Origin of the sequence: Microbacterium testaceum StLB037 (genome assembly GCF_008763945.1) — a bacterium.
Lineage (GTDB): Bacteria > Actinomycetota > Actinomycetes > Actinomycetales > Microbacteriaceae > Microbacterium > Microbacterium testaceum_G.
This window is the reverse complement of the sequence record NZ_VTQH01000001.1, coordinates 1049106-1069670: the sequence shown is the minus strand read 5'-3', so window position 1 is coordinate 1069670 and position 20565 is coordinate 1049106. Positions and strand designations below refer to the sequence as shown.

Below are 20565 nucleotides of genomic sequence, written 5' to 3'. Positions count from 1 at the left end.
GACCAGGCTAGGGATCGCGAGCGCCCCGGGGGAGAGGGGAAACGCCGGTCTACCCGACCGGACGACGAAGGTACCCGGTCAGCCCCGGGCGCAGGCGCCGCGTCTGCGCCACACTGGTCTCGCCGGCGGCGTGCCCGCATGGCGCCCGCCGTCGCCCTTGCGCTCCCGCCCAGATCGAGGAGTCCCCCCGTGTCCGTCCCTCTGCTCGTCGTCGGTCTAGCGCTGCCGGTCTAAGCGCTGTGGAGCCGGGTCTTCCGCAGGGCCACGGTCAACGGACCGATCGTCATGACCGGGCTGGGCCTGCTCGGCGGCGCTGCTGCCGGTCCAGGGCGAGCTGTTCCTCGAATCGAAGGCCACCCTCTTCTTCGCCGAGATCGTGCTGGCGTACCTGCTCTTCGTCGACGCGCCCTCCGTCGAGATCGCCCTGCTCGACGACCTCTCGTGGCTGCTCAATCTGCTGCTGTGGCTGGCCTTCGGGTTCGCCTCGATCGTGCTGCTGAGCGAGACGTACGACTGGTGGCCGGCGATCGTCCTCGCTCTCGTGGCCCTGACCGTGGGCCGGTTCTTCCCCGTCCTGCTCGCCCTGGTCGGCAGCGAGGCCACCCGCAAGGAACGGTTCTTCGTCGCCGCGATGGGACCCCGGGGCGCGGCATCCATCGTCTTCGGTCTCATCGCCGCGAACGCGCTGCCCGGCGAGGAGGGATTCCTCGTGCTGGCGGCGACGTGCATGGTCGTGCTCGGCAGCGTCGTCCTGCACGGCGTCGCGGGTCCGCTGCTGGTGCGCCGGTTCTGGCCGGCGCGCGTCGCCGCCGCCTGATCCGGTCGGACCACCCGATCGGCCCGAGGAGCGGGCCGACCGGCTGATGCGCGTGCCGGTGGGTTCTCGCGAGCATGGACAGGATGCCGGTGGTCGGCGATGCGCACGTTCGGGGAGGACCGATGGTCGCGGTGATGGACAAGGTGCAGGCGGCCCCCGATACGGCGCGCGCCCCGCGCCCTGAGCGCGGTGCGCCGCGGTGGGACATCGGCGGGCTGCTGCGCCGTCGGGTCGGAACGATGGGCGTGACCCTGGCGATCCTCGTCGTCAGCGGCATCACGATCGCGACGCAGAGCACGTTCGAGGCCGGTCCGTTCGATCTGCGCGACATGCTCCTCGCCCTGGTGCGGGTCGACGACCCGGCCGTGCTCGTCGTGATCGTGCTGCTGACCCTCGTGACCTGCGGCCTGGCCGAGGGGCTCATGGGCACACGACGTCTGCTCGCGGCGTTCGTGGGCGGCGGGCTCGTCGTCTGCGCGATCGGCGAGATCATCGGGTGGTTCGAAGACAACGTCATCCCCGAGGTCTCGCTGAACGTCACCCCCGACACCGGGGCGCCGCCCATCGCCGCGCTGCTGTGCGTCGCGATCGCCGCGAGCTGCTTCGCCTCGCCGCTGTGGCGCCGTCGCATCCGGATCGGTGGCGTGATCCTCGCCGTGACGATGTTCCTCTACGCCGCGTCGGCGTCGGATCTCTACACCCTCATCGCTCTGCCGGTCGGCATGGCGGCGGGACTCGTGCTCGGCGGGACGCGGGCCGTCGGCATCCCTCGCAGCTCCCTGCGTGAGAAGCGCGTGCTGCTGGCCGCGCTCACCGCCATCACCGCGATCGGGCCGGTCGTGGCCACCCTGTGGGGGTCGGGCGCCGGAGTGCTCTCGGTCTACAGCTGGCTGTCGTTCGACCCGCTGAACGTCGCGGACGGCGTCGTCTGCGCGATCGGGTCGACGAACGCCCCGTGCCCGGCGCTCGCCTCGGTCTACGCCGAGCTGCAGCCCGCGTCGGGGTGGATCGCGGCCTTGCCGCAACTGGTGCTGCTGATCGCGGCCTGGGGCGTGCTGCGCGGTCGCCGCGGTGCCCTGCACCTCGCCGTGGGCGTGAACGCGCTGACCTTCGTGGCGATGAGCATCCTGCTCCTGCTGAGCGAGACCGACACCCTCGAGCAGCTCGCGACCGTGCGCGCGGCCTACGACGCCGCCGACGTCTGGCAGACGGTCGTGGGCATGGTCGTCGGCGCCGCCCTCCCGCTGGTGGTCGCCGTGCTGCTCGTGCGCTTCCGCGCGGCGGCGCAGATCCGGTCGACCCGCGCGGTACGTCGGACGTTCGCGCGCACCGTGGTGTTCGCCGCCCTGGGCACGATGGGCCTGGCGTTCGTCGGCATCCTGATGTCGTCCGCCGACTTCCGTCCCCGGCCGAACGTGACGACCGTGCTCGCAACGCTTCCCTTGCGTCTCGTGCCGCCCTCCCTGCTGCCGCCTGAGGCGCTCGTCTTCGTGCCGATGACGGGCGCCGCGCAGGCCGCGTGGTACCTGCCGCCGTCGCTGTTCTGGCTGACCGCGGTCGCGGCCACCGCGCGCTTCGTCGTGCGGTCGGGAGCTGCCGAGACGGCGCCCGACCGCGAGCGCGCGCGGGCTCTGCTCGCGGCCGGGTCGGGCGACACGCTCGGGCACATGACCCTGTGGGAGGGCAACGTCTACTGGTTCGCCGCCGAAGCGGAGGCGGCGATCGCGTACCGCGTGCGCGGGGGCTTCGCGGTGACCCTGGGGGGTCCCTTCGGCCCCGACCGCGAGGACGCGTCCGTCGGCGCGGAGTTCGCGGCGTTCTGCGAGGAGCAGGGTTGGACGCCCGTCTTCTACAGCGTCGACGACGCCGAGCGCGAGCGGCTCGCCCTGCTGGGCTGGTCGTCGCTGCAGGTCGCCGAAGAGGCGTTCCTCGACCCGCGCACGTGGACGCCTGCCGGTAAGAAGCGTCAGGACGTGCGGACGGCGACCAACCGCGCGGCGCGCGAGGGAGTGAGCGCGCGCTGGGCCCGGTGGAGCGAGCTGTCGTTCCTCGATCGCGGGCAGATCCGCGACATCTCCGAGGCGTGGGTGTCCGACAAGACGATCCCCGAGATGGGCTTCACCCTCGGCTCGACCGACCAGCTCGACGATCCCGAGGTGCGGCTGTTGGTCGCGCGCGACGGGGCGGGGCGCATCACCGCGTTCACCAGCTGGATCCCGATCCACCGCGACGGCGCGATCGCCGGGTACGCCCTCGACGTCATGCGTCGACGCGACGACGCGATGCCCGGGATCATGGAGTTCCTCATCGGCCAGGCCGTGGAGCGGCTCCGGGAGGACGACATGACCGTGATGAGCCTGTCGGGCTCACCCCTCGCGCGGCACTCCACCGCAGACGACGCTGACCGCAGCGCCCTGGAGCGCGGACTCGACGTGATCAGCGCCCTGCTCGAGCCCGCGTATGGCTTCCGGTCGCTCGCGAACTTCAAGAAGAAGTTCCAGCCCGATTTCGCGCCGCTGTGGATGATCTACCCGGATGCCACTCAGATCCCGGCCATCGCCCTCGCCCTCGTCCGGTGCTATATCCCCGGGCTCACGCTGCGCTCCGCCGCCGCGCTGGCCGCGCAGTTGCGTCGGCCGCGGGAGGGGGCGGGGCGCTGACGCGGTGCGTCTCGTCACGAGAACAGGGGGATGCCATAGGGACAGGCCTTTGTGGCGGGAATCGCCCTGTTCTCGGTGCCGTGGCCTGTTCTCGCGACCCGGCGGCGCTGCGGTGGGTGCTGTCACCAGAACAGGGGATGCCACGGAAACAGGCCGCGATCGCGCGAATCGCCCTGTTCTCGGCACGCCGCCTGTTCTGGTGACGTCGCGCGCGGGGCTCAGCGGGCGTCGGGCCGCGGCAGCTGGTACACGTCGGGGACGTCGTCGCCGTCGGCATCCACCTCTTCATCAAGAGCGAGCTGCTTGTAACGCCGGTTACGCACGAGCAGCACGGAGGATGCGAGGACGGATGCCAGGAGCGAGGCCGCCATGATCGCGATCTTCGCGTCGTCGGTGTGGGGTGAGCCGTCGGGGAAGCTCAGCTCGGCGATCAGCAGCGACACGGTGAAGCCGATACCCGCGAGCAGGCCGACCCCGGCGAGGTCGATCCATTTCAGCGCCGGATCGAGCCGCACCTTCGTCACGAGGGTCAGGATGCGCACGCCGAGCAGGATGCCGATCGGCTTACCGAGAACGAGACCGGCCACCACACCGATGGTCACGGGGTCGGTGAGCGCCCGCATGATGCCCTCGCCCCCGCCGACGGCGACCCCCGCGGCGAAGAACGCGAAGATCGGCACCGCGATGCCGCTCGAGAGCGGGCGGAATCGATGCTCGAACAGCTCGGCGAGGTCCATGCCGTGGTGCTCGGGCTGGCGGCGCGAGGCGGCGACGGGGATGGTGAAAGCGAGGGCGACACCGGCGATGGTGGCGTGCACACCCGAGGCGTGCAGGAAGGCCCACGCGGCGAAGCCGATCGGCAGCAGCACGACCCACGCGCCCCACGCGTGGCGCGAGAACCAGGCGCGGCACCGGTGCGCGATCACACCGTAGACGACGACGAGCATCGCGAACACCGCCAGCGGCAGCAGCGCGATGTCGCTGGTGTAGAAGATCGCGATGATCGCGATGGCGATGAGGTCGTCGACCACCGCGAGGGTCAGCAGGAAGATGCGCAGGGGGCCGGGCAGGTGCGAACCGACCAGCGCGAGCACGGCCACCGCGAAGGCGATGTCGGTCGCGGTGGGGATCGCCCAACCGGCCAGCAGGCTCGGCTGCGTGTGCACGATCGCGACGTAGATGAGGGCGGGGACGGCGACGCCCGCGAACGCCGCCGTGACGGGCACGATGGCCGTGTTGAAGCGGCGGAGGCTCCCGCTGACGATCTCGCGCTTGAGCTCGAGGCCGACCAGGAAGAAGAAGACCGCGAGCAGACCGTCCGCGGCCCATGACCCGACGCTCAGCTCGAGGTGCCACGGCTCGTAGCCGAACCGGAAGTCCCGCACCGCGAAGTACGCGTCCGATGCGGGGGAGTTGGCCCACACGATCGCGACGATCGCCGCCACGACCAGCAGCATTCCACCGACCGATTCGCGTCGGAGGAGCGTGGTGACGCGGTGGACCTCGGCGTACCCGGGCCAGTGCGGCGCGCGCGTGGTGTCGTGGCTCATGAGGGCTCCTGAGGGGTCGATCGACGAAATGTCGACCAGACTTCCCGACGCACCATCGGCCAGTTTACCGTCAGGACGCGCACGAACCGGCGGTGTGGTGCCGCCGGTTCGCGCGTAGTCAGTCCTCTTCGGGGTTGAAGTGCGACGCGGTGTCGGAGTGCCCCGCGGCGACGCCGTTCGGGTCGTCGGGGATGGTGCCGTCGGTTCCCAGGCCGCCGGGCGTGGCGTCACCGTCGTAACCGTCTCCGTTCGCGGGGGCGTCGGTCGGCGAGACCTCGACGTCGGCGCCTTCGTAGGAGTTCTCGTCGGCGGCGGCCTGCGACGGGTCGGAGATGTCGGATGCCATGAGCGTGCCTCTCTCGTCATCGATGGCGAGGCGGTCGTCGGTGCCTCGCCGGGCGCCCGACGTTACCGACTGCTCGCGTCCCGGCATCCCCTCTTGCGGGCGAGGACAGGGCGTGCACTGCGGTGCGGACCGCACGGACGACGAACGCGCACGCCCCCCCAAAAAAAGCAGCGTGCGCGTCCGTGGTGTCCGCGGGTCAGACCGCCAGGCTCGCCGGTTGCTTCACGACGAGACGGTCGCCGTCCCAGCCCACGGGCATGGGGTCTGTCACGCCGCCGACGAAAGCGCCGTCCGAGCCGACGTTGCGGAAGGCCAGCAGTTGCCAGACCCCCGCGCGGTCCTTGATGAGTCGTCCCACGTACAGGTCGTCGTCGGTGATCGGCGTGGCGGCGCCGATGTCGAACGGGCCGAGGACGCTGTCTGCGGCCACCGCCCACACGGCACCGCGGGGGTGGCGGGCGCGCACGGCATCCATCGCCTGCGCCGGCATGCACGAGAACAACAGCACGGCACGGCCGTCGACCTCTTCGACCTGGGTGACCTCGAGCTGGCCGAAGCCCTGGTCGGTGGGCTCGCTGACGGGAGCCTGCAGCGTCCAGGTCTCGAGGTCGGGCGAGGTCGCGTGCGCGACGACGCCGCTGCCGTTCAGGGGTCCCCGGGGTGCGCGGGCGGTGACGTACATGTGCCATCCGCGGCCTGCCGGATCGGCGAAGACCCACGGGTCGCGGAAGGCCTCGTCGTGCCAGGCGGTGGTGGCGAGGCGTTCGTAGATCTCTCCGTCGGCCTCGAGGACCGGGTTCGCCGGGTTCTTGTGCCAGGTGAAGAGATCGTCGCTGGTCGCGTATCCGATGCGTTGCACGTTGCGTCCGTCTTCGCCCAGGCGTGAGCCGGTGTAGAAGAGGAACCAGGTGCCGTCTTCGCGGCGCACGGTCGACCCGGTCCACGTGGCGAGCGCGTCGAAGTCCTCGGCACCGCCGCGCACGAGGGCGTCGGCGACGCGTTCCCACGACACGAGGTCGGTCGAGACGGCGTGGCCCACCGAGGCGCGATAGTGGCGGTCCTCCGGGTCGTGCAGGGCGCGCGAGGCGTAGAGGAAGAACAGGTGGTAGCGGTCACCGTCGTCGGCGAACCAGAAATCCCACACGTAGGAATCGGCGAGGTCGAACACGTCAGGCACTCTCTTTCGGGGCAGCGGACTGCTGCAGGTCTTCTCGGGTCGGGGGGTCCATCCCCTCGCGACCGACCGTGATCGCGGCGGCGGCTGCGGCACGGTGGAGCAGGGGCGGAAGGGTGGTGGCATCGAGCGCTCGCACCGCAGCGCGCAGGTCGTCGACGCCGGCGGCGGGCAGATCCAGGATGCCGTCGAGCAGTGTTCCCATGAAGGTGTCGCCCGCTCCGACGGTGTCGACCACGACGGTCGCCACCGCGGGGATCCGGACCTCGGCGTGCGCGGTGACGCCGAGGGAGCCGGCATCCCCGTCCGTGATGACGGCGAGACCCGCTCCGCGAGCGACCCATCCGCGGGCCACGTCGATGGGGGCGACGCCCGGGTAGAGCCACTCGGCGTCCTCGGCGCTGGCCTTGACCACGTCGCTCAGGGCGACGAGCGCCTCCACGCGGGATCGGGCGTCGTCGACTCCGCCGGTCAGTGCCGGGCGGATGTTCGGGTCGTAGCTGACCAGAGCCGCGCCTCGGACGCGGTCGGCGGCGATTCGGACCTCATCGGCTCCGGGGGCGAGGGTGGCCGCGACCGAGCCGGTGTGGAAGATCCGCGCGGCGGGGACCTCGACGCGCGCGGGAAGCGCCCAGTCGATGTCGAAGTCGTAGGTGGCGTTCCCCCGCTCGTCGATGACGGCGTGGGCGGTGGCGGTGCGGTCGGGAGATCCGGCGGGGTGGAGAGCGACTCCGGATGCCGAAAGCCACCGCGTCAGCACGTGTCCTCGCTCGTCGTCGGCGACGCGTGCCACGAGGGCGGCGCGTCGTCCGAGTCGACCGAGGGCGACGGCGACGTTGGCGGGGCTTCCGCCGGGGCGCTCGGCCGCCCCGGCGGAAGTGGTGACGATGTCGATCAGTGCTTCGCCGAGCACGACGACATCGAGATCGCGGGTCATCCCTTCACGCCGCTCGCGGCGATGCTGCTGACGAACGCGCGCTGGAAGACCAGGAACACGATCAGCACGGGAAGGGTGATGAGCGAGGTGTAGGCCATGACCTCACCCCAGGCGGTGTTGAGCTGGAAGAAGTACTGCATGCCGACCATGACCGGGCGCAGGTTCTCTTTCTGCACGACCATGAGGGGCCACAGGTACTGGTTCCACGCGGGGAGGAAGGTCAGGATCGCGACCGTCGCGAACGCCGGGCCCGACAGCGGCACGATGATGCGGCGGTAGATCGTGAACCAGCTCGCGCCGTCGATGCGCGCGGCCTCGTCGAGGGACGGCGGGATCGTGGAGAAATACTGCGCGAACAGGAAGATCGAGAACGCGTTCGCGATGAACGGGACGATCTGCACCTGGTAGGTGTTCAGCCAGCCGAAGTCGTACTTCAGCACGCCGCCCTCCATGACCAGGGTGGGCAGCTGGTTGACCCAGTAGACCATCGGCACGGCGATCGTCTCGAAGGGCACGATGAGCGTCGCGATGATGAGGGCCAGCACGACCACGCGGCCCTTCCAGCGCAGGCGCGACAGGGCGAAGCCGGCGAGGGAGTTCACGATCAGGCCGAGCCCGACGGTCAGCACCGTCACCAGGATCGAGTTGAAGAGGAACTGCCCTACGGGGACGCGGTCGAACACGCCGAAGTAGTTGTCGAGGCTGATGTCGCCGGTCGGGAGGAACGCCGCGGGGGAGTTGATGTCGCGGAGGATCTGCGCGTCGGGCTTGAGACTCGAGACGAACATGAACACGAGGGGGAACAGGAAGAACAGCGCGAGGATCGACATCGACACGTAGGTGAGGATGCGGCCCTTGCGGCCCTCCGACGAGCGGGTGCGCGCTCGAGCGGGAGCGGTGGCGCGCGCGGCGCGAACAGTGCGCCCGGGGCGTTCGAGGGTGCCGGTCATGTCAGTTCTTCTCTCGGGTCAACCAGCGCTGGATGAGCGCGATGATCAGCACGGCGACGAAGAACAGGAGCGAGATGGCGGCGGCGTAGCCGATCTCCTGCTGCTCGTAGCCCTTGCGCACCGCGTGGAACACGACGGTCGACGTCGAGTTGAGGGGGCCGCCCTGGGTCATCACGTCGACCTGGACGAAGAGTCCGAGAGCGGCGATCGTGATCGTGACGAGGACGAAGACCATGGTCGGACGCAGCCCCGGCCAGGTGACGTGGGCGAACTGGTGCCAGCGGCTCGCGCCGTCCATGCGGGCGGCCTCGTAGAGCTCCTCGGGGATCGTCTGCAGCCCCGCGAGCCAGATGATCATGTGGAAGCCCACGGCCTGCCAGATCGACAGGACGATGATCGCACCGAGGGCGGTGCTGGGGTCGTTCAGCCAGTCGGCGCCCTTCAGCGCGCCGAAGGTGACGGTGTCGATCATCGAGTTGATCAGCCCGTCGCTCTGGTACATGAAGCGCCAGAGGATCGAGACCACGACGATCGAGGTGACGACGGGGATGAAGAACACCACGCGGAAGAACGTGGTGCCGCGCAGACGCTGATTGACGAGGATCGCGAGCAGCAGGCCGAGGCCCGCCTGCACGGGGACGACCACGAGCGCGAAGAGGAAGGTGTTCAGCGCCGACTGCAGGAAGACGGGGTCGGCGGTGAAGGCGCGGAAGAAGTTGTCGAGTCCGACGAAACGCGGCGGGTTCGGCGAGATCAGGCGCGCGTTTGTGAACGACAGCGTGAAGGCCAACAGCACGGGGACGATGAGGAACAGCAGGAGCAGGAGCCCGGCGGGAGCCATCATCGCCAGGCCGGCCCAGGTTTCGCGTCCGCGCGAGGAGCGGATGCGGCGGAGGGATCGGCGCGGCTGCTTCGCCGCGGCGACCGGGGGAGACACGGTCATCAGGATTCTTCTTTCCCGGGTGCGGTGGGGGCCCGGACGGACCCCCACCGCAGGCTCGGCGTTACTTCGCGCCGTAGCCGTCGTTGGACGAGATGTTGGTGTCGATCTCGGTGACGGCGGCATCGAGGGCCGACTTCACGTCGGCGCCGTTCATGATGTCCTTCGCCGCGGTCTCGAACGTGGTCGAGATCACCGCGTACGCGGGGGTCTCGGGGCGCAGCACCGCGTACTCCTTCGAGAACTCCGCGAACGGACGCAGGGCGCCGTCGGTGGAGTTGAAGTACTTCGACGCCTCGGTGGCGGCCTCGGTGGCCGGGATCACGAGCTGCTGGTCGGCGAACTCGGTGATGTACTTGTCGTTGAAGCTGAACTCCAGGTACTGGCGCGCACCGTCGGCGTCGTTGCACGACGACGAGATGCCCCACTGCCACGAACCGCCACCGATCTTGGGGCCGTTGCCGAGGTTCGGCGGCGGCAGGATCAGCAGATCGTCGCCCACGGCGTCCACCGCGGCGAGACCGTTCCACACGCCCGTGTAGCTGAGCGCGACCTTGCCGTCGACGAACTCCTGGTTGCCCACGGTGCCGCCGCTGTTGGCGTATCCGTTCTTGAAGAGCGACTGGAACCACTCGCCCCACTTCACGGCATCCGCCCCGTTGAGGGCGCCGTCGGCGGTGAGCATGGTGGAGCGGTCGATCAGGTCGCCGCCGAAGCTCTGCAGGAACGGCGAGTAGGCGTAGGGCCACCACTCGCCCTTGTCCTCCGCGCCGATGTCGATGGGGGTGTCGTAGCCCGCGGCCTTCAGGGTGGCCAGAGCCGCGTCGAACTCGGAGGCGGTCCAGGGCTGGTCCATGGTGGGAATCCGGATGCCATTGGCATCCAGGACCGACTTGCGGGCGAAGATGCCGAGGGCGGCGTCCCAGTAGCCGGCCGAGTAGATCTCGCCGTTGTACTTTCCGACCGCGGTCGGCAGGAGCTTGTCGGTGATGTCGCTCGAGATGTTCAGCGGCTGCAGGTAGTTCGCCCAGGCCCAGTTGGGCATGATCGGACCGTCGAGGTCGAGAAGGCACGGCAGGTCGCCCGATGCCGCCGCGGCGACGATCGCGTCGTTGTACGCGCCCTGCGGGAACGACTCGGTCTTGACCTCGTACTTCTCCTGCGAGGCGTTGAAGTCGCTGATGATCTGCTGGTAGACCGCCAGCTCGGCGGGGTTGCCCGCGGAGTGGGTCCACATGGTCAGCACGGTGCGACCGTCTTCGGTCGTCGTGCTGCCCTTGCCTGCCTGACCGCAGCCGGTCATGACCAGCGCGGCAGCGACGCCCATCGCGGCGAGCGGGATGAAGGACTTCTTCATCGTGTTCCTTTCGGTGTGCGGCGACATCGCTGTCGCCATCGTGAGAGGACGCCGGGAGGCGTCAGTCCGCGACCCGGGGTTCCCGCGCGCTGCCGAGGTGCGCGGGAGGGCCGACGGAAGCCCGACGAACGATCGGGCAGTCCATGAGGTGGGGGCATTCGGTGTCTGCCTCGCGGAGGCCGAGGGCGACCTCCATGGCCCAGCGGCCCATGGCCGCGTGGGGGAGCGAGACGGTGGTCAGGGGCGGATCCAGCTCCGCCGCGACCAGCTGCTGGTCGTCGTAGCCGACGACCGACAGGTCTTCGGGGATCCGGATGCCGTGACGGTGGGCCCACATGACCACTCCGGCCGCGATCCGGTCGTTGAAGGCGAAGACGCCGGTGGGGCGCTGCTGCTCGGGGAGGTCGTACAGCTCGGCGATCGCCCGCTGACCGCCCGCGGCCGAGGTGGGAGCGAAGACGTGCAGGGCCGGGTCGGGCTCGATGCCGGCTTCGGCGAGCACGTCGAGGTACCCCTGCAGGCGCAGTTGCGCGGCCACCGGGCGGTCGTCGTCGCCGTCGTCGATGTAGGCGATGCGGCGGTGTCCGGCCTCGAGCAACTCGGCGGTCGCCGCGCGGCCGCCGGCGTAGTCGTCGGGCACGACGGCCGGGTAGCCGCCCCCCTCGGGGCGACAGTCGAGGAACACCGTGCCGGCGGGCAGGCCCGCGGGAGCCGGGAGCACGCGGTGGTACATGGAGGCGTAGACCATGCTGTCCACGCGGTGGTTGACCAGGGTCGAGATCGCGTCGGACTCGATCTCGGGGTGCCCGTCGGTGTCGACGAGGATGACCAGCCGGCCGTTCTCCCGCGCGACCTCCTGCGCTCCGGCGAGCATGCGGCCGGCGAAGGGTGTCGTCGCGATGCGGTCCGACACGAGCCCGATGGTCCCGGTGACGCGTGTGCGCAGGCTCCGCGCGATCGGGTTGGGGGAGTAGCCGACCTCGTCGGCGACGCGGCGCACGCGATCCTTCGTCTCGTCGGAGATGCGCGATTCGGCGTCGTTGAGGACGAGCGAGACGGTGGCGGGAGAGACGCCGGCGGCCTTCGCGACATCTGCGATACGCACACGGGCCATGGCGTCACCCTCCTTTGGATAATCGATTTATCTTGCTGATAAACCGATTTATCAGCGACCGAGATCAGTGTGCGGTCTGCTGCGCCTCAGTGTCAAGTAACGGTCCGGCAACGGTGCCGCGAGGTGGTGGGTGGGGCGTGCGTGCCGGGTGACGGACCGGCGAACCCGGCCTCGTTCGACGAGATCACTCGCGTTCGTCGAGAAGACCCGCGATTCGGTCGAATCGCGGGTCTTCTCGCGAAAGGCGGGTGAGGTCGGCGTTCAGGTGACGCCGCCGGTGCGCGGCCAACCCGGCCGTCCGTCGGCCGGCTCGGGCGTCAGCGCGGGTCGCCGCCCAGCGGGCCCACAGCGGGGATCGGGCCACCGTCGTCGGCGCCGGTCTTGCGCGCCCGGGCGATGGCGTTGCCGAGGTGGTAGATCACCAGCGCCGCGACGGAACCGAGGACGATGGCGCCGAGCTCGAACTGCCCGATGTCCATCGTGAAGCCGGCGATCGCGAGCACCAGGGCCACGGCCCCGGTGTACTGGTTGACCGGGCGCGAGAAGTCGACGCGGTTGTCGACCCAGATCTTGATGCCGATGATGCCGATCAGGCCGTACAGCGCGGTGGTCACGCCGCCGAGGACGCCCGCCGGAATGGTGTTGAACACCGCGCCGACCTTGGGTGAGAGGCTCAGCACGACGGCGGTGAGGCCGGCGACCCAGTAGACCGCGGTGGAGTAGACGCGGGTCGCGGCCATGACGCCGATGTTCTCACCGTAGGTGGTCGTTCCCGAGCCTCCGAAGGCACCGGCGAGCGTGGTGGCGACACCGTCGGCGATGAGGGCGCGACCGGTGGAGCGGTTGGCCGTGGCATCCGTCATCGCCGCGACACCCCGCACGTGACCGACGTTCTCGGCCACGAGCACCAGCACGACGGGGAGGAACATCGCGATGACCGACCAGGTCGCGGGGGTGGAGAAGTCGGCGATCTGGAAGGTCGGCAGGCCCACCCACGGGGCCGCTTCGACGGCGCCGAAGTCGATGAGGGTCTCGCCGGAAGCGGCCTGGATGAGCACCGTGGCGACGTAGCCCACGATCACACCGAGGAAGATCGAGATACGGCCGAGGAAGCCGCGGAACAGCACGCTGAAGAGGATCACGGCGACGAGCGTGATCGTGCCCGGCAGGGGCTGCAATTTGAAGTTCGACCAGGCGACGGGCGCGAGGTTGAAGCCGATCAGCGCGACGATCGCTCCGGCGACGACCGGGGGCATGACCTTGTCGACCCAGCCCAGGCCGACGAACTGCACGACGAAGCCGATGATGGCGAGAAGCACGCCGACCGCGACGATGCCCGCGAGGGCTGATCCGGTGCCCGCCGTCGCCGTCGCCGCCGTGATCGGAGCGATGAATGCGAACGACGAGCCCAGGTAGCTGGGGAGGCGGTTCTTCGTCACGAGCAGGAACAGCAGGGTGCCCACGCCCGAGAACAGCAGCGTCGTCGACACCGGGAAGCCGGTGAGCACGGGCACGAGGAAGGTCGCGCCGAACATCGCGATGACGTGCTGGAGCCCGATCGCGATCGTCGCGCCCCAGTTCAGGCGCTCGCCGGGGGCGACGACGGCCCCGGGCTCGACGGTGCGGCCGTTGCCGTGCAGCTTCCAGCGGAACATGTGTCTCCTTGGGAGGGGGTGGATGCCGAGATCACGTGTTTTCGTCGAGCTCACACGCCGTGGCGTGTGCTCTCGACGAGGTCGCGTGATCTCGCGGGTTGCTCAGGCGAGGTCACGTGATCTCGCGGGGTGGTTCCGCCGACGTCCCGTGATGTCGGCGGCATCGCGGCGGGTCAGGTCAGGACGTGAGCAGGCGGAGCAGTTCGGCGTAGCGCTCGCGGGTGCGCTCGACGATCTCGGCGGGAAGGGCGGGCGGCTCGCCCTGCTTGTCCCAGTTCTCCGCGAGCCAGTTGCGCACGATCTGCTTGTCGAAGCTCGCCATGCGTTCGGCCGGAGTCGAGCCGGTGCGCCAGGCCCCGGCATCCCAGTATCGAGACGAATCCGAGGTGAGCACCTCGTCGGCCAGGGTCAGAACCCCGTCGTCGTCGTAGCCGAACTCGAACTTCGTGTCGGCGAGGATGAGCCCGTGCGCCTCGGCGGTGGCGGAGGCGCGGCGGTAGATCTCCAGCGACAGCTCGCGCAGGGCCTCGGCGGTCTCGGCTCCGACGAGTTCGGCCGAGCGCTCGAAGGTGATGTTCTCGTCGTGCTCGCCCATCGGTGCCTTGAACGCGGGCGTGTAGAGCGGTTCCGGAAGACGGTCGCCGTCGTTCAGGCCCTCGGGGAGAGGGATGCCGCAGACCGTCCCCTCGGCCCGGTACTCCGCCCAGCCCGAGCCGGTGAGGTAGCCGCGCACGACGCACTCGATCGGCTGCATGTCGAGGGAACGGACGAGCATCGCGCGCCCCTGCACGGCATCCGGGATCAGAGTCACGGTCTCTTCGCCCACCAGGGCATGGTCGGCCACGAGATGATTCGGGATCGAGCGGCCTCCGTCGGCGCCCGCGAGCTGGTCGAACCACCACAGGCTCAGCGTCGTGAGCAGTTCGCCTTTGTCCGGGATGCCGGGAGACAACACGTGGTCGAAAGCACTCACGCGGTCGCTGGCGACGACGAGGAGGTGCGCGGGAGCTTCGCCCTCGACGGTGTCTGCCGGCACATACAGGTCGCGGACCTTGCCGGAGTAGGTGTGGCGGAAGCCGGGGAGCTCGAGCGGGGGAGCGGTGGTCACCCGCTCATTATCGCGGGTACGCGCGCGGCGCATCATCGCGGATTCTGTCACAACGCCGCTTCCGGCGCCTGCCCCCCATTCGCGGCGGTCCCCCTGGCTAGCCTCGATGGAATGACCGAGGCAGCCCCTGACACCGCGGTGAACATCGATCCCCACCTGGGTAGTCGTCACAAGACCATCCGCGGGTGGGTGTTCTGGCCCGCCGCCGCCATCGCGGGAGCGTTCATCGCTTTCGCCATGATCTTCCCGAGCGCGGCCGAGGCGACCTTCGGTGCCGTGCAGACATTCATCGTCTCGGCGTTCAACTGGTACTACGTGCTGATCGCCGCGTTCTTCGTCGTGTTCGCTATGGCGATGGGGTTCAGCCGGTTCGGCAACATCAAGCTCGGACAGGACGATGACGAGCCCGAGTTCTCGACCATGTCCTGGTTCTCGTTGCTCTTCGCCGCGGGGATGGGCATCGGCCTCGTCTTCTACGGGGTGAGCGAGCCGCTGAGCCACTTCGCCGACCCGCGTCCCGGCGTCGAGGGCACGCCGAACCAGCTGGCGCAGCAGGCCATGTCGCAGACGTTCCTGCACTGGGGAGTGCACGCGTGGTCGATCTACGTCGTGATCGGTCTGGCTCTGGCCTACGCCTTCCACCGCCGCCGGCGTCCGCGCACGATCCGCTGGGCCCTGGAGCCGCTGCTCGGCGCGCGTCTCGTGCAGGGCGGCTGGGGCAACGCGGTCGACGTGGCGGCCCTGGTCGGCACGCTGTTCGGCGTCGCGACCTCGCTCGGCCTCGGCGTCATCCAGATCAGCGCGGGCCTCGACTACCTGAACCTGGTCACTCCCTCGGCGATCAGCGAGGCGATCATCATCGGCATCATCACGGCGTTCGTGCTGTTCTCGGTGCTCTCGGGTGTCGGCAAGGGTATGAAGTGGCTGTCGAACATCAACCTCGTCCTCGCCGGGTTGCTGATGCTGTACCTCCTGTTCGCCGGCCCGACCGAGTTCCTCCTGCGCGACGTCGTGCAGTCGATCGGAAACTACATCCAGAACTTCGTGAGCCTGTCGTTCACCACGAGCGCCTACTCCGGCGAAGACGGCGTCGCCTGGCAGGGCGCGTGGACCGCGTTCTACTGGGGCTGGTGGATCTCGTGGGCCCCCTTCGTCGGTATCTTCATCGCGCGCATCTCGCGCGGCCGCACGGTGCGCGAGTTCGTCACCGGGGTGATCCTGGTGCCCACCCTCGTCGGCATCCTGTGGTTCACGGTCCTGGGCGGTACGGCGATCTACGGTGAGCTGACCGGTACGGTGCAGCTGGTCGGGGCCGACGGGGCGGTGAACGTCTCGACGGCGCTGTTCCAGATGCTCCAGGGCGTGCCGGGCACGGTCTTCCTCTCGATCGGCTTCCTCATCCTCATCGGGATCTTCTTCGTCACCTCGGCCGACTCGGGTGCGCTCGTCATGGGCATGATCGCCACCGGCGGCGAAGAGGAGCCCAAGCGCTGGGTGCGCATCTTCTTCACCCTCGCGACCTCGCTCATCGCCTTCGCCCTGTTGCTGGCCGGCGGACTGCAGGCGCTGCAGACCGCGGCGATCAGCATCGCCCTGCCGTTCAGTCTCGTGCTGCTCGCGATCTGCTGGGCCACCGTCACGGCCTTCCGCCGCGAGATGCGCGCGTACGACAAGGCCGAGCGGGCGCAGCTGCGCGACTCGATCGGCTCGCACTACGGCCTCGAGGTCGAGGAGCCGAATCAACGCGGCATCTTCGGCATCCCGATCCGCTGGCGCCACCCCCGTCCCGTCGCGCCCGCATCCGCCGAGCCGATCACCGCACCGGAGAAGACGCCCCGCGACTCCTCGCCGGTCTGACCGCCGGCATCCGGGATTCCCTCGAAGACGCCGCGCCTCTCGACGGGCGCGGCGTTTCTCGATCGTCGACGAGTCTCGGCGCGCTCGCGCGTCGGTCGGGAAGAGCGTATAGTCCATCTGGACTAGTCAAAACGGACCATGAGGAGGACGGATGCCGGAGACCAGCCGTCTCACCCCCGTCGCCGTCATGATCCTGGCCACGCTCCGTGAGGCCGACATGCACACGTACGAGCTCGTACGCCTGCTGAAGGAACGCCGCGACGACCGTCTCGTGCCCTTGCAGAAGGGCACGATCTACCACACCGTCGCCCGGCTGGAACGCGACGGACTGCTCGCGGAGGTCGGCGTCGATCGCGACGGCAATCGTCCCGAGCGCACCACGTACACGCTCCGGGATGCCGGCCATCGGGCCGTCGAGGAATGGGTGCGCGCGGAGTTGCCCCGCATCGACCGGCCGAGCGAGTTCCGTGTCGCCCTCTCCGAAGCCCACAACCTCGAGCGCGCCGAAGTCACCGATCTGCTCGACCAGCGGCGCGCGCAACTCGTCGCCTCCGTCGAGGAGCACCACGACGGGCTGACCGCTGCGGCCGAGCGCGAGACCCCCGAACAATTCCTCGTCGAGCTGCAGCGGCAGTCCGCTCTGCTCCACGCCGAACTCGCGTGGCAGGACTCCCTGCGTGCGCGCCTCGCCGATCGCTCCCTCGCCTGGGGCATCGCGGAAATCCCCGAACACATCAAGAAGAAGCATCGCGTCTCGAAGGAGACCACCCCATGACCGACTCCCGCGCCGCCTCCGCGGCATCCCCCTCCTCCGGGTCGATCCGCACCGGATCGTTCAAGACCCCGGCCAAGAGCCCCTGGCCCGCCCTCTGGGCGCTCGTCATCGGGTTCTTCATGATCCTCGTCGACACGACGATCGTCTCGGTGGCGAACCCCGCGATCAAGGCGGCCCTCGACCCGAACACCAACAATCTCGACAACGTCGTGTGGGTCACTAGCGCCTACCTGCTGACCTACGCCGTTCCGCTGCTGATCACCGGACGCCTCGGCGACCGCTTCGGCCCGAAGAACATCTACCTCACCGGCCTCGCGCTGTTCACCCTCGCTTCGCTGGCGTGCGGCCTGGCCCCCTCGCTCGAGGTGCTGATCGCCGCTCGCGCCGTGCAGGGCCTGGGGGCGGCGATGATGACGCCGCAGACCATGGCCGTCATCACCCGCACCTTCCCGCCGCAGAACCGCGGAGCGGCCATGGGCCTGTGGGGCGCCACCGCCGGTGTCGCGACCCTCGTCGGCCCCCTCGCCGGCGGCCTGCTCGTCGACGGCCTCGGGTGGGAGTGGATCTTCTTCATCAACATCCCCGTCGGCATCATCGGCTTCGTCGCCGCCGTCATCCTCGTGCCGCAGCTGCCGCGCACCGCGCACAAGTTCGACATCCTCGGCGTCGTGCTGAGCGCCGTGGGTCTGTTCCTCATCGTGTTCGGCCTGCAAGAGGGCGAGCACTACTCGTGGGCCGCGTGGATCTGGGCGATGGTGGCCGCGGGCGTCGTCGTCATGGCGGTGTTCGTCTGGACGCAGGCGCGCAGCACGGGCGAGCCCCTCGTCCCCCTCGACCTCTTTCGCGACCGTAACTTCTCGGTCGCGAACCTGGCGATCGCGGCCGTCGGCTTCACGGTGACGAGCATGGCGCTACCGCAGATGTTCTACCTGCAGCTGGCCCGCGGCCTCACCCCGACCGAGTCGGCGCTGCTGCTCGTGCCGCTCGCGATCCTGTCGGGCGTGCTCGCCCCCTTCGCGGGCAAGCTGCTCGACCGCACCGACCCGCGGTTCCTGCTCGTTCCGGGCCTGTTCCTTGTCGGCGGATCTCTCGGGCTGTACCTGGCGCTCATCCTGAATGACGCCCCGATCTGGATGTTCCTCATCCCCTCGGTCTTCATGGGCATCGGCAACGCCGGCATGTGGGGTCCGCTCGCGACGACGGCCACCCGCAATCTTCCGCCGCGCCAGGCGGGCGCCGGTGCCGGCATCTACAACACGACCCGCACGGTCGGATCGGTCATCGGCTCGGCATCCATCGCCGCGTTCATGCAGGCGCGCCTCGAGGCGAACCTGCCCGGAGCCGCGGACGCGTCCGCGAGCTTCGGATCGGGATCGCTGCCCCCTCAGGTCGTCGAGGGCTTCTCGAACGCGATGGGCCAGTCGCTCGTGCTGCCGATCATCGTGATCGGCCTCGGCCTCGTCGCGGTGCTGTTCATGCGTCGGCCGTCGATGATCCGTCCGCACGGTGCTCCGCGCGATGCGGCTCCGGCGCAGGCGGCGCAGGCCGCACCCGCGGCTGCGGGAGAATAACCCGCGCGCTCGAACGCCGTCGTCCGTCGCGGGGCGGCGGCGTTCGGTGCTTCGTCGGGAGGGATGATTCACGGATGCCGCGGACCCGATCCCGCGTCCCGCGAAGAGCCTCTGCTCGCGATGCGAGGACGTGCCCCTGCGGACGCCCGGTGCGAAGCGGAGCGACGACCCGCTGCGCCTCGGGCGCGTCGGTGCGCGGGCGCCGCCGTGAGAACCCGACCCGCAACACCCGACCGACGCGGAGTTGGGGGGGGGGGGGGGGGGGGACGCCGACGCCGGGCCGGCTCGGCAGAATCAGCTCAGCCGTCGAACGCGTCGCGCCGGACGAAGGCTGCGTCGTCCAATAATTGCTCGACGAGGGTCGGCGGGCACTCCGTGCGCAGTTCTCGTGTCGTCGTCGCGGGCGTGAGATCGAACGTCGCGGTCACATCCCAGCAGGTGTAGACCTCACTCGGGCCCCGGTAGAGCCCGCCGCCATCGCGGGGGACGTCCGGCCGGGGGCCCGACGCGAGGAAGACAGAGAAGGCGGCCGCTGGCTCGGCGATATCCAGGTCGTAGACGACCATCCCGCCCCCACTGACATCGGGTGGCGCCTGCGTCTCGCGATCCCAAGTGGCACTTCGGAGGCCGGCGAGCACGGTCTCGGTCTCCCGCTGCGAGACATCGAGGAGCGCCCCCAACTTTTCGTGCGCCATGGTCTGCCGCCAGAGCACCCCGTCAATCTCCTGGCGCCCCTCTGAAGAGCAACCCGCGAGCCCCAGGATCACGGCACTCAGTCCGATCGCGAGAACCCGTCGCGCACTCATCAAGCCCGCCGCTCGCAGAGCATCGCGCCCACCGGTCGCTCGCCGCGGGTCTCGCGCGTGTGCGTCTCGATAACGTCGAAGCCCGCGGCATCCGCTCTCCGCCCCAGTTCCGCCGCGGGCCAGCGGTAGGCGCGGACGACGGCGTGCTCGAACGCCTCGACCTCCGTGCCGACGAAGAACCCGAGGAGCAGCCGTCCGCCCGGGCGGAGCGTTCGGGCGAATTCCCGCAGCGGTACGTCGATGCGAGCAGGCTCGTGATGGATCGTCGAGAACCACGACAGGATGCCGCCGAACTCCCCGTCCGCCGCCTCGAGCTCGTCGATCGAGCCGACATCGAACCGGATGCCGGCGTGCGCCGCCCGCGCGTGCGCGATGAACCGCGGCGCGAGGTCGACACCCCGTACGTCGAGGCCCAGTCGGTCCAGGTGTGCGCTCCAGTGGCCGGGACCGCACCCGGCGTCGAGCACCGGGCCGGTGACGCGGGCGGCCCAGGCCTCGACGACGCTCCGGTCGACCGGGTGCACGGCATCGATCGATCCGAGGGCGGCGATGTACTCGTCGGCCCGGGCGTCGTACGCGGTCGCACTCATCGGTCGAGGCTACGGCGTGATCGCGTCGACGAAGACCCGCGCTTCGTCGATCAGCTGCCCCCAGCGGTCGGCTCCGGTCTCGATCGGGACCTCGGCCCACTCGCGCAACGGACGCCCGCGCATGACCATGGGACCCGCGATCCGCTCGTCGACGACCTCACCGACCCGCTCCTCGGGCAGCTTCACGACGAGCGAGCCGTTGTGGACGACGAACGCGAAGACCTTCTCGCGGATGCGCAGCCCTTCGGTTCCGAAGATCCGCCCGATGTCGACGCCCGGCAGGTCGCACTGGCGTGCGGCGATCGGGTCGAAGATCTCGCGGCCTCGCGCCATGGCATCCCTGTCGACCATGGCCCAC

At 69.7% G+C, this 20565-nt stretch carries 18 protein-coding genes; 5 read left to right on the top strand and 13 right to left on the bottom strand.

The annotated features are described in order from the left end of the window. Window positions 1-376: 376 nt before the first annotated feature. Together F9B98_RS16090 and F9B98_RS04970 are read left to right on the top strand one after the other, a co-directional pair. Window positions 377-817, top strand: coding sequence for a cation:proton antiporter (locus tag F9B98_RS16090; protein WP_225310224.1), 441 nt, complete (start codon window positions 377-379; stop codon window positions 815-817). An 83-nt stretch (window positions 818-900) separates the two neighbouring features. Beyond that, window positions 901-3477, top strand: a complete 2577-nt coding sequence (locus tag F9B98_RS04970) for a bifunctional lysylphosphatidylglycerol flippase/synthetase MprF (protein ID WP_191966673.1) — start codon at window positions 901-903, stop codon at window positions 3475-3477. A gap of 218 nt (window positions 3478-3695) precedes the next feature. On the opposite strand, the gene nhaA is transcribed toward F9B98_RS04970, so the two are convergent. The 10 genes from nhaA to F9B98_RS04920 all read right to left on the bottom strand — a co-directional run bounded on the left by nhaA (window position 3696) and on the right by F9B98_RS04920 (window position 14641). Next, on the bottom strand, window positions 3696-5027 hold the full coding sequence (gene nhaA, locus F9B98_RS04965; RefSeq protein WP_150953675.1) for a Na+/H+ antiporter NhaA: 1332 nt from the start codon (window positions 5025-5027) through the stop codon (window positions 3696-3698). Window positions 5028-5145: 118 nt separating this feature from the next. After that, on the bottom strand, window positions 5146-5373 hold the full coding sequence (locus F9B98_RS04960; protein ID WP_150953673.1) for a hypothetical protein: 228 nt from the start codon (window positions 5371-5373) through the stop codon (window positions 5146-5148). A gap of 196 nt (window positions 5374-5569) precedes the next feature. Continuing rightward, a complete protein-coding gene (locus tag F9B98_RS04955; RefSeq protein ID WP_150953670.1) occupies window positions 5570-6541 on the bottom strand; it encodes a glycoside hydrolase family 68 protein in 972 nt (323 codons plus the stop codon). A 1-nt stretch (window position 6542) separates the two neighbouring features. After that, the gene (locus F9B98_RS04950; protein ID WP_150953665.1) at window positions 6543-7484 is read right to left on the bottom strand and encodes a PfkB family carbohydrate kinase; all 942 of its coding nucleotides are present in this window, start codon (window positions 7482-7484) and stop codon (window positions 6543-6545) included. Further along, a complete protein-coding gene (locus F9B98_RS04945) occupies window positions 7481-8434 on the bottom strand; it encodes a carbohydrate ABC transporter permease (RefSeq protein WP_150953662.1) in 954 nt (317 codons plus the stop codon). Before F9B98_RS04945 ends, F9B98_RS04950 begins: the two co-directional genes overlap by 4 nt. Before the next feature lies 1 nt (window position 8435). Continuing rightward, window positions 8436-9377: a carbohydrate ABC transporter permease gene (locus F9B98_RS04940; protein ID WP_150953659.1), complete on the bottom strand. Its 942-nt coding sequence runs from the start codon at window positions 9375-9377 to the stop codon at window positions 8436-8438. A 61-nt stretch (window positions 9378-9438) separates the two neighbouring features. Beyond that, a complete protein-coding gene (locus tag F9B98_RS04935) occupies window positions 9439-10731 on the bottom strand; it encodes an extracellular solute-binding protein (RefSeq protein WP_225310223.1) in 1293 nt (430 codons plus the stop codon). A 61-nt stretch (window positions 10732-10792) separates the two neighbouring features. Beyond that, the gene (locus tag F9B98_RS04930) at window positions 10793-11845 is read right to left on the bottom strand and encodes a LacI family DNA-binding transcriptional regulator (protein WP_150953650.1); all 1053 of its coding nucleotides are present in this window, start codon (window positions 11843-11845) and stop codon (window positions 10793-10795) included. Window positions 11846-12162: 317 nt separating this feature from the next. After that, a complete protein-coding gene (locus F9B98_RS04925; protein ID WP_150953646.1) occupies window positions 12163-13500 on the bottom strand; it encodes a uracil-xanthine permease family protein in 1338 nt (445 codons plus the stop codon). Window positions 13501-13678: 178 nt separating this feature from the next. Beyond that, complete coding sequence (locus tag F9B98_RS04920; RefSeq protein ID WP_150955908.1) at window positions 13679-14641, bottom strand: phosphoribosylaminoimidazolesuccinocarboxamide synthase; 963 nt, start codon at window positions 14639-14641, stop codon at window positions 13679-13681. A 78-nt stretch (window positions 14642-14719) separates the two neighbouring features. On the opposite strand from F9B98_RS04920, the gene F9B98_RS04915 reads away from it, so the two are divergent. The 3 genes from F9B98_RS04915 to F9B98_RS04905 all read left to right on the top strand — a co-directional run bounded on the left by F9B98_RS04915 (window position 14720) and on the right by F9B98_RS04905 (window position 18811). Then, window positions 14720-16465: a BCCT family transporter gene (locus F9B98_RS04915; RefSeq protein ID WP_225310222.1), complete on the top strand. Its 1746-nt coding sequence runs from the start codon at window positions 14720-14722 to the stop codon at window positions 16463-16465. Window positions 16466-16616: 151 nt separating this feature from the next. After that, complete coding sequence (locus tag F9B98_RS04910; protein WP_150953643.1) at window positions 16617-17240, top strand: PadR family transcriptional regulator; 624 nt, start codon at window positions 16617-16619, stop codon at window positions 17238-17240. Next, window positions 17237-18811, top strand: coding sequence for an MFS transporter (locus F9B98_RS04905; protein WP_150953640.1), 1575 nt, complete (start codon window positions 17237-17239; stop codon window positions 18809-18811). The genes F9B98_RS04910 and F9B98_RS04905 overlap by 4 nt, the downstream gene beginning before the upstream one ends. Before the next feature lie 299 nt (window positions 18812-19110). Here the strand turns inward: F9B98_RS04905 and F9B98_RS04900 are convergent, their stop codons facing one another. Genes F9B98_RS04900 through F9B98_RS04890 form a run of 3 tightly spaced genes read right to left on the bottom strand, consistent with a single transcriptional unit; the run spans window position 19111 to window position 20558 of the window. After that, window positions 19111-19617, bottom strand: coding sequence for a hypothetical protein (locus F9B98_RS04900; protein ID WP_150953637.1), 507 nt, complete (start codon window positions 19615-19617; stop codon window positions 19111-19113). Next, on the bottom strand, window positions 19617-20207 hold the full coding sequence (locus F9B98_RS04895; protein WP_150953634.1) for a class I SAM-dependent methyltransferase: 591 nt from the start codon (window positions 20205-20207) through the stop codon (window positions 19617-19619). Before F9B98_RS04895 ends, F9B98_RS04900 begins: the two co-directional genes overlap by 1 nt. Window positions 20208-20216: 9 nt before the next feature. Continuing rightward, complete coding sequence (locus F9B98_RS04890; protein ID WP_150953632.1) at window positions 20217-20558, bottom strand: hypothetical protein; 342 nt, start codon at window positions 20556-20558, stop codon at window positions 20217-20219. Window positions 20559-20565: the final 7 nt, after the last annotated feature.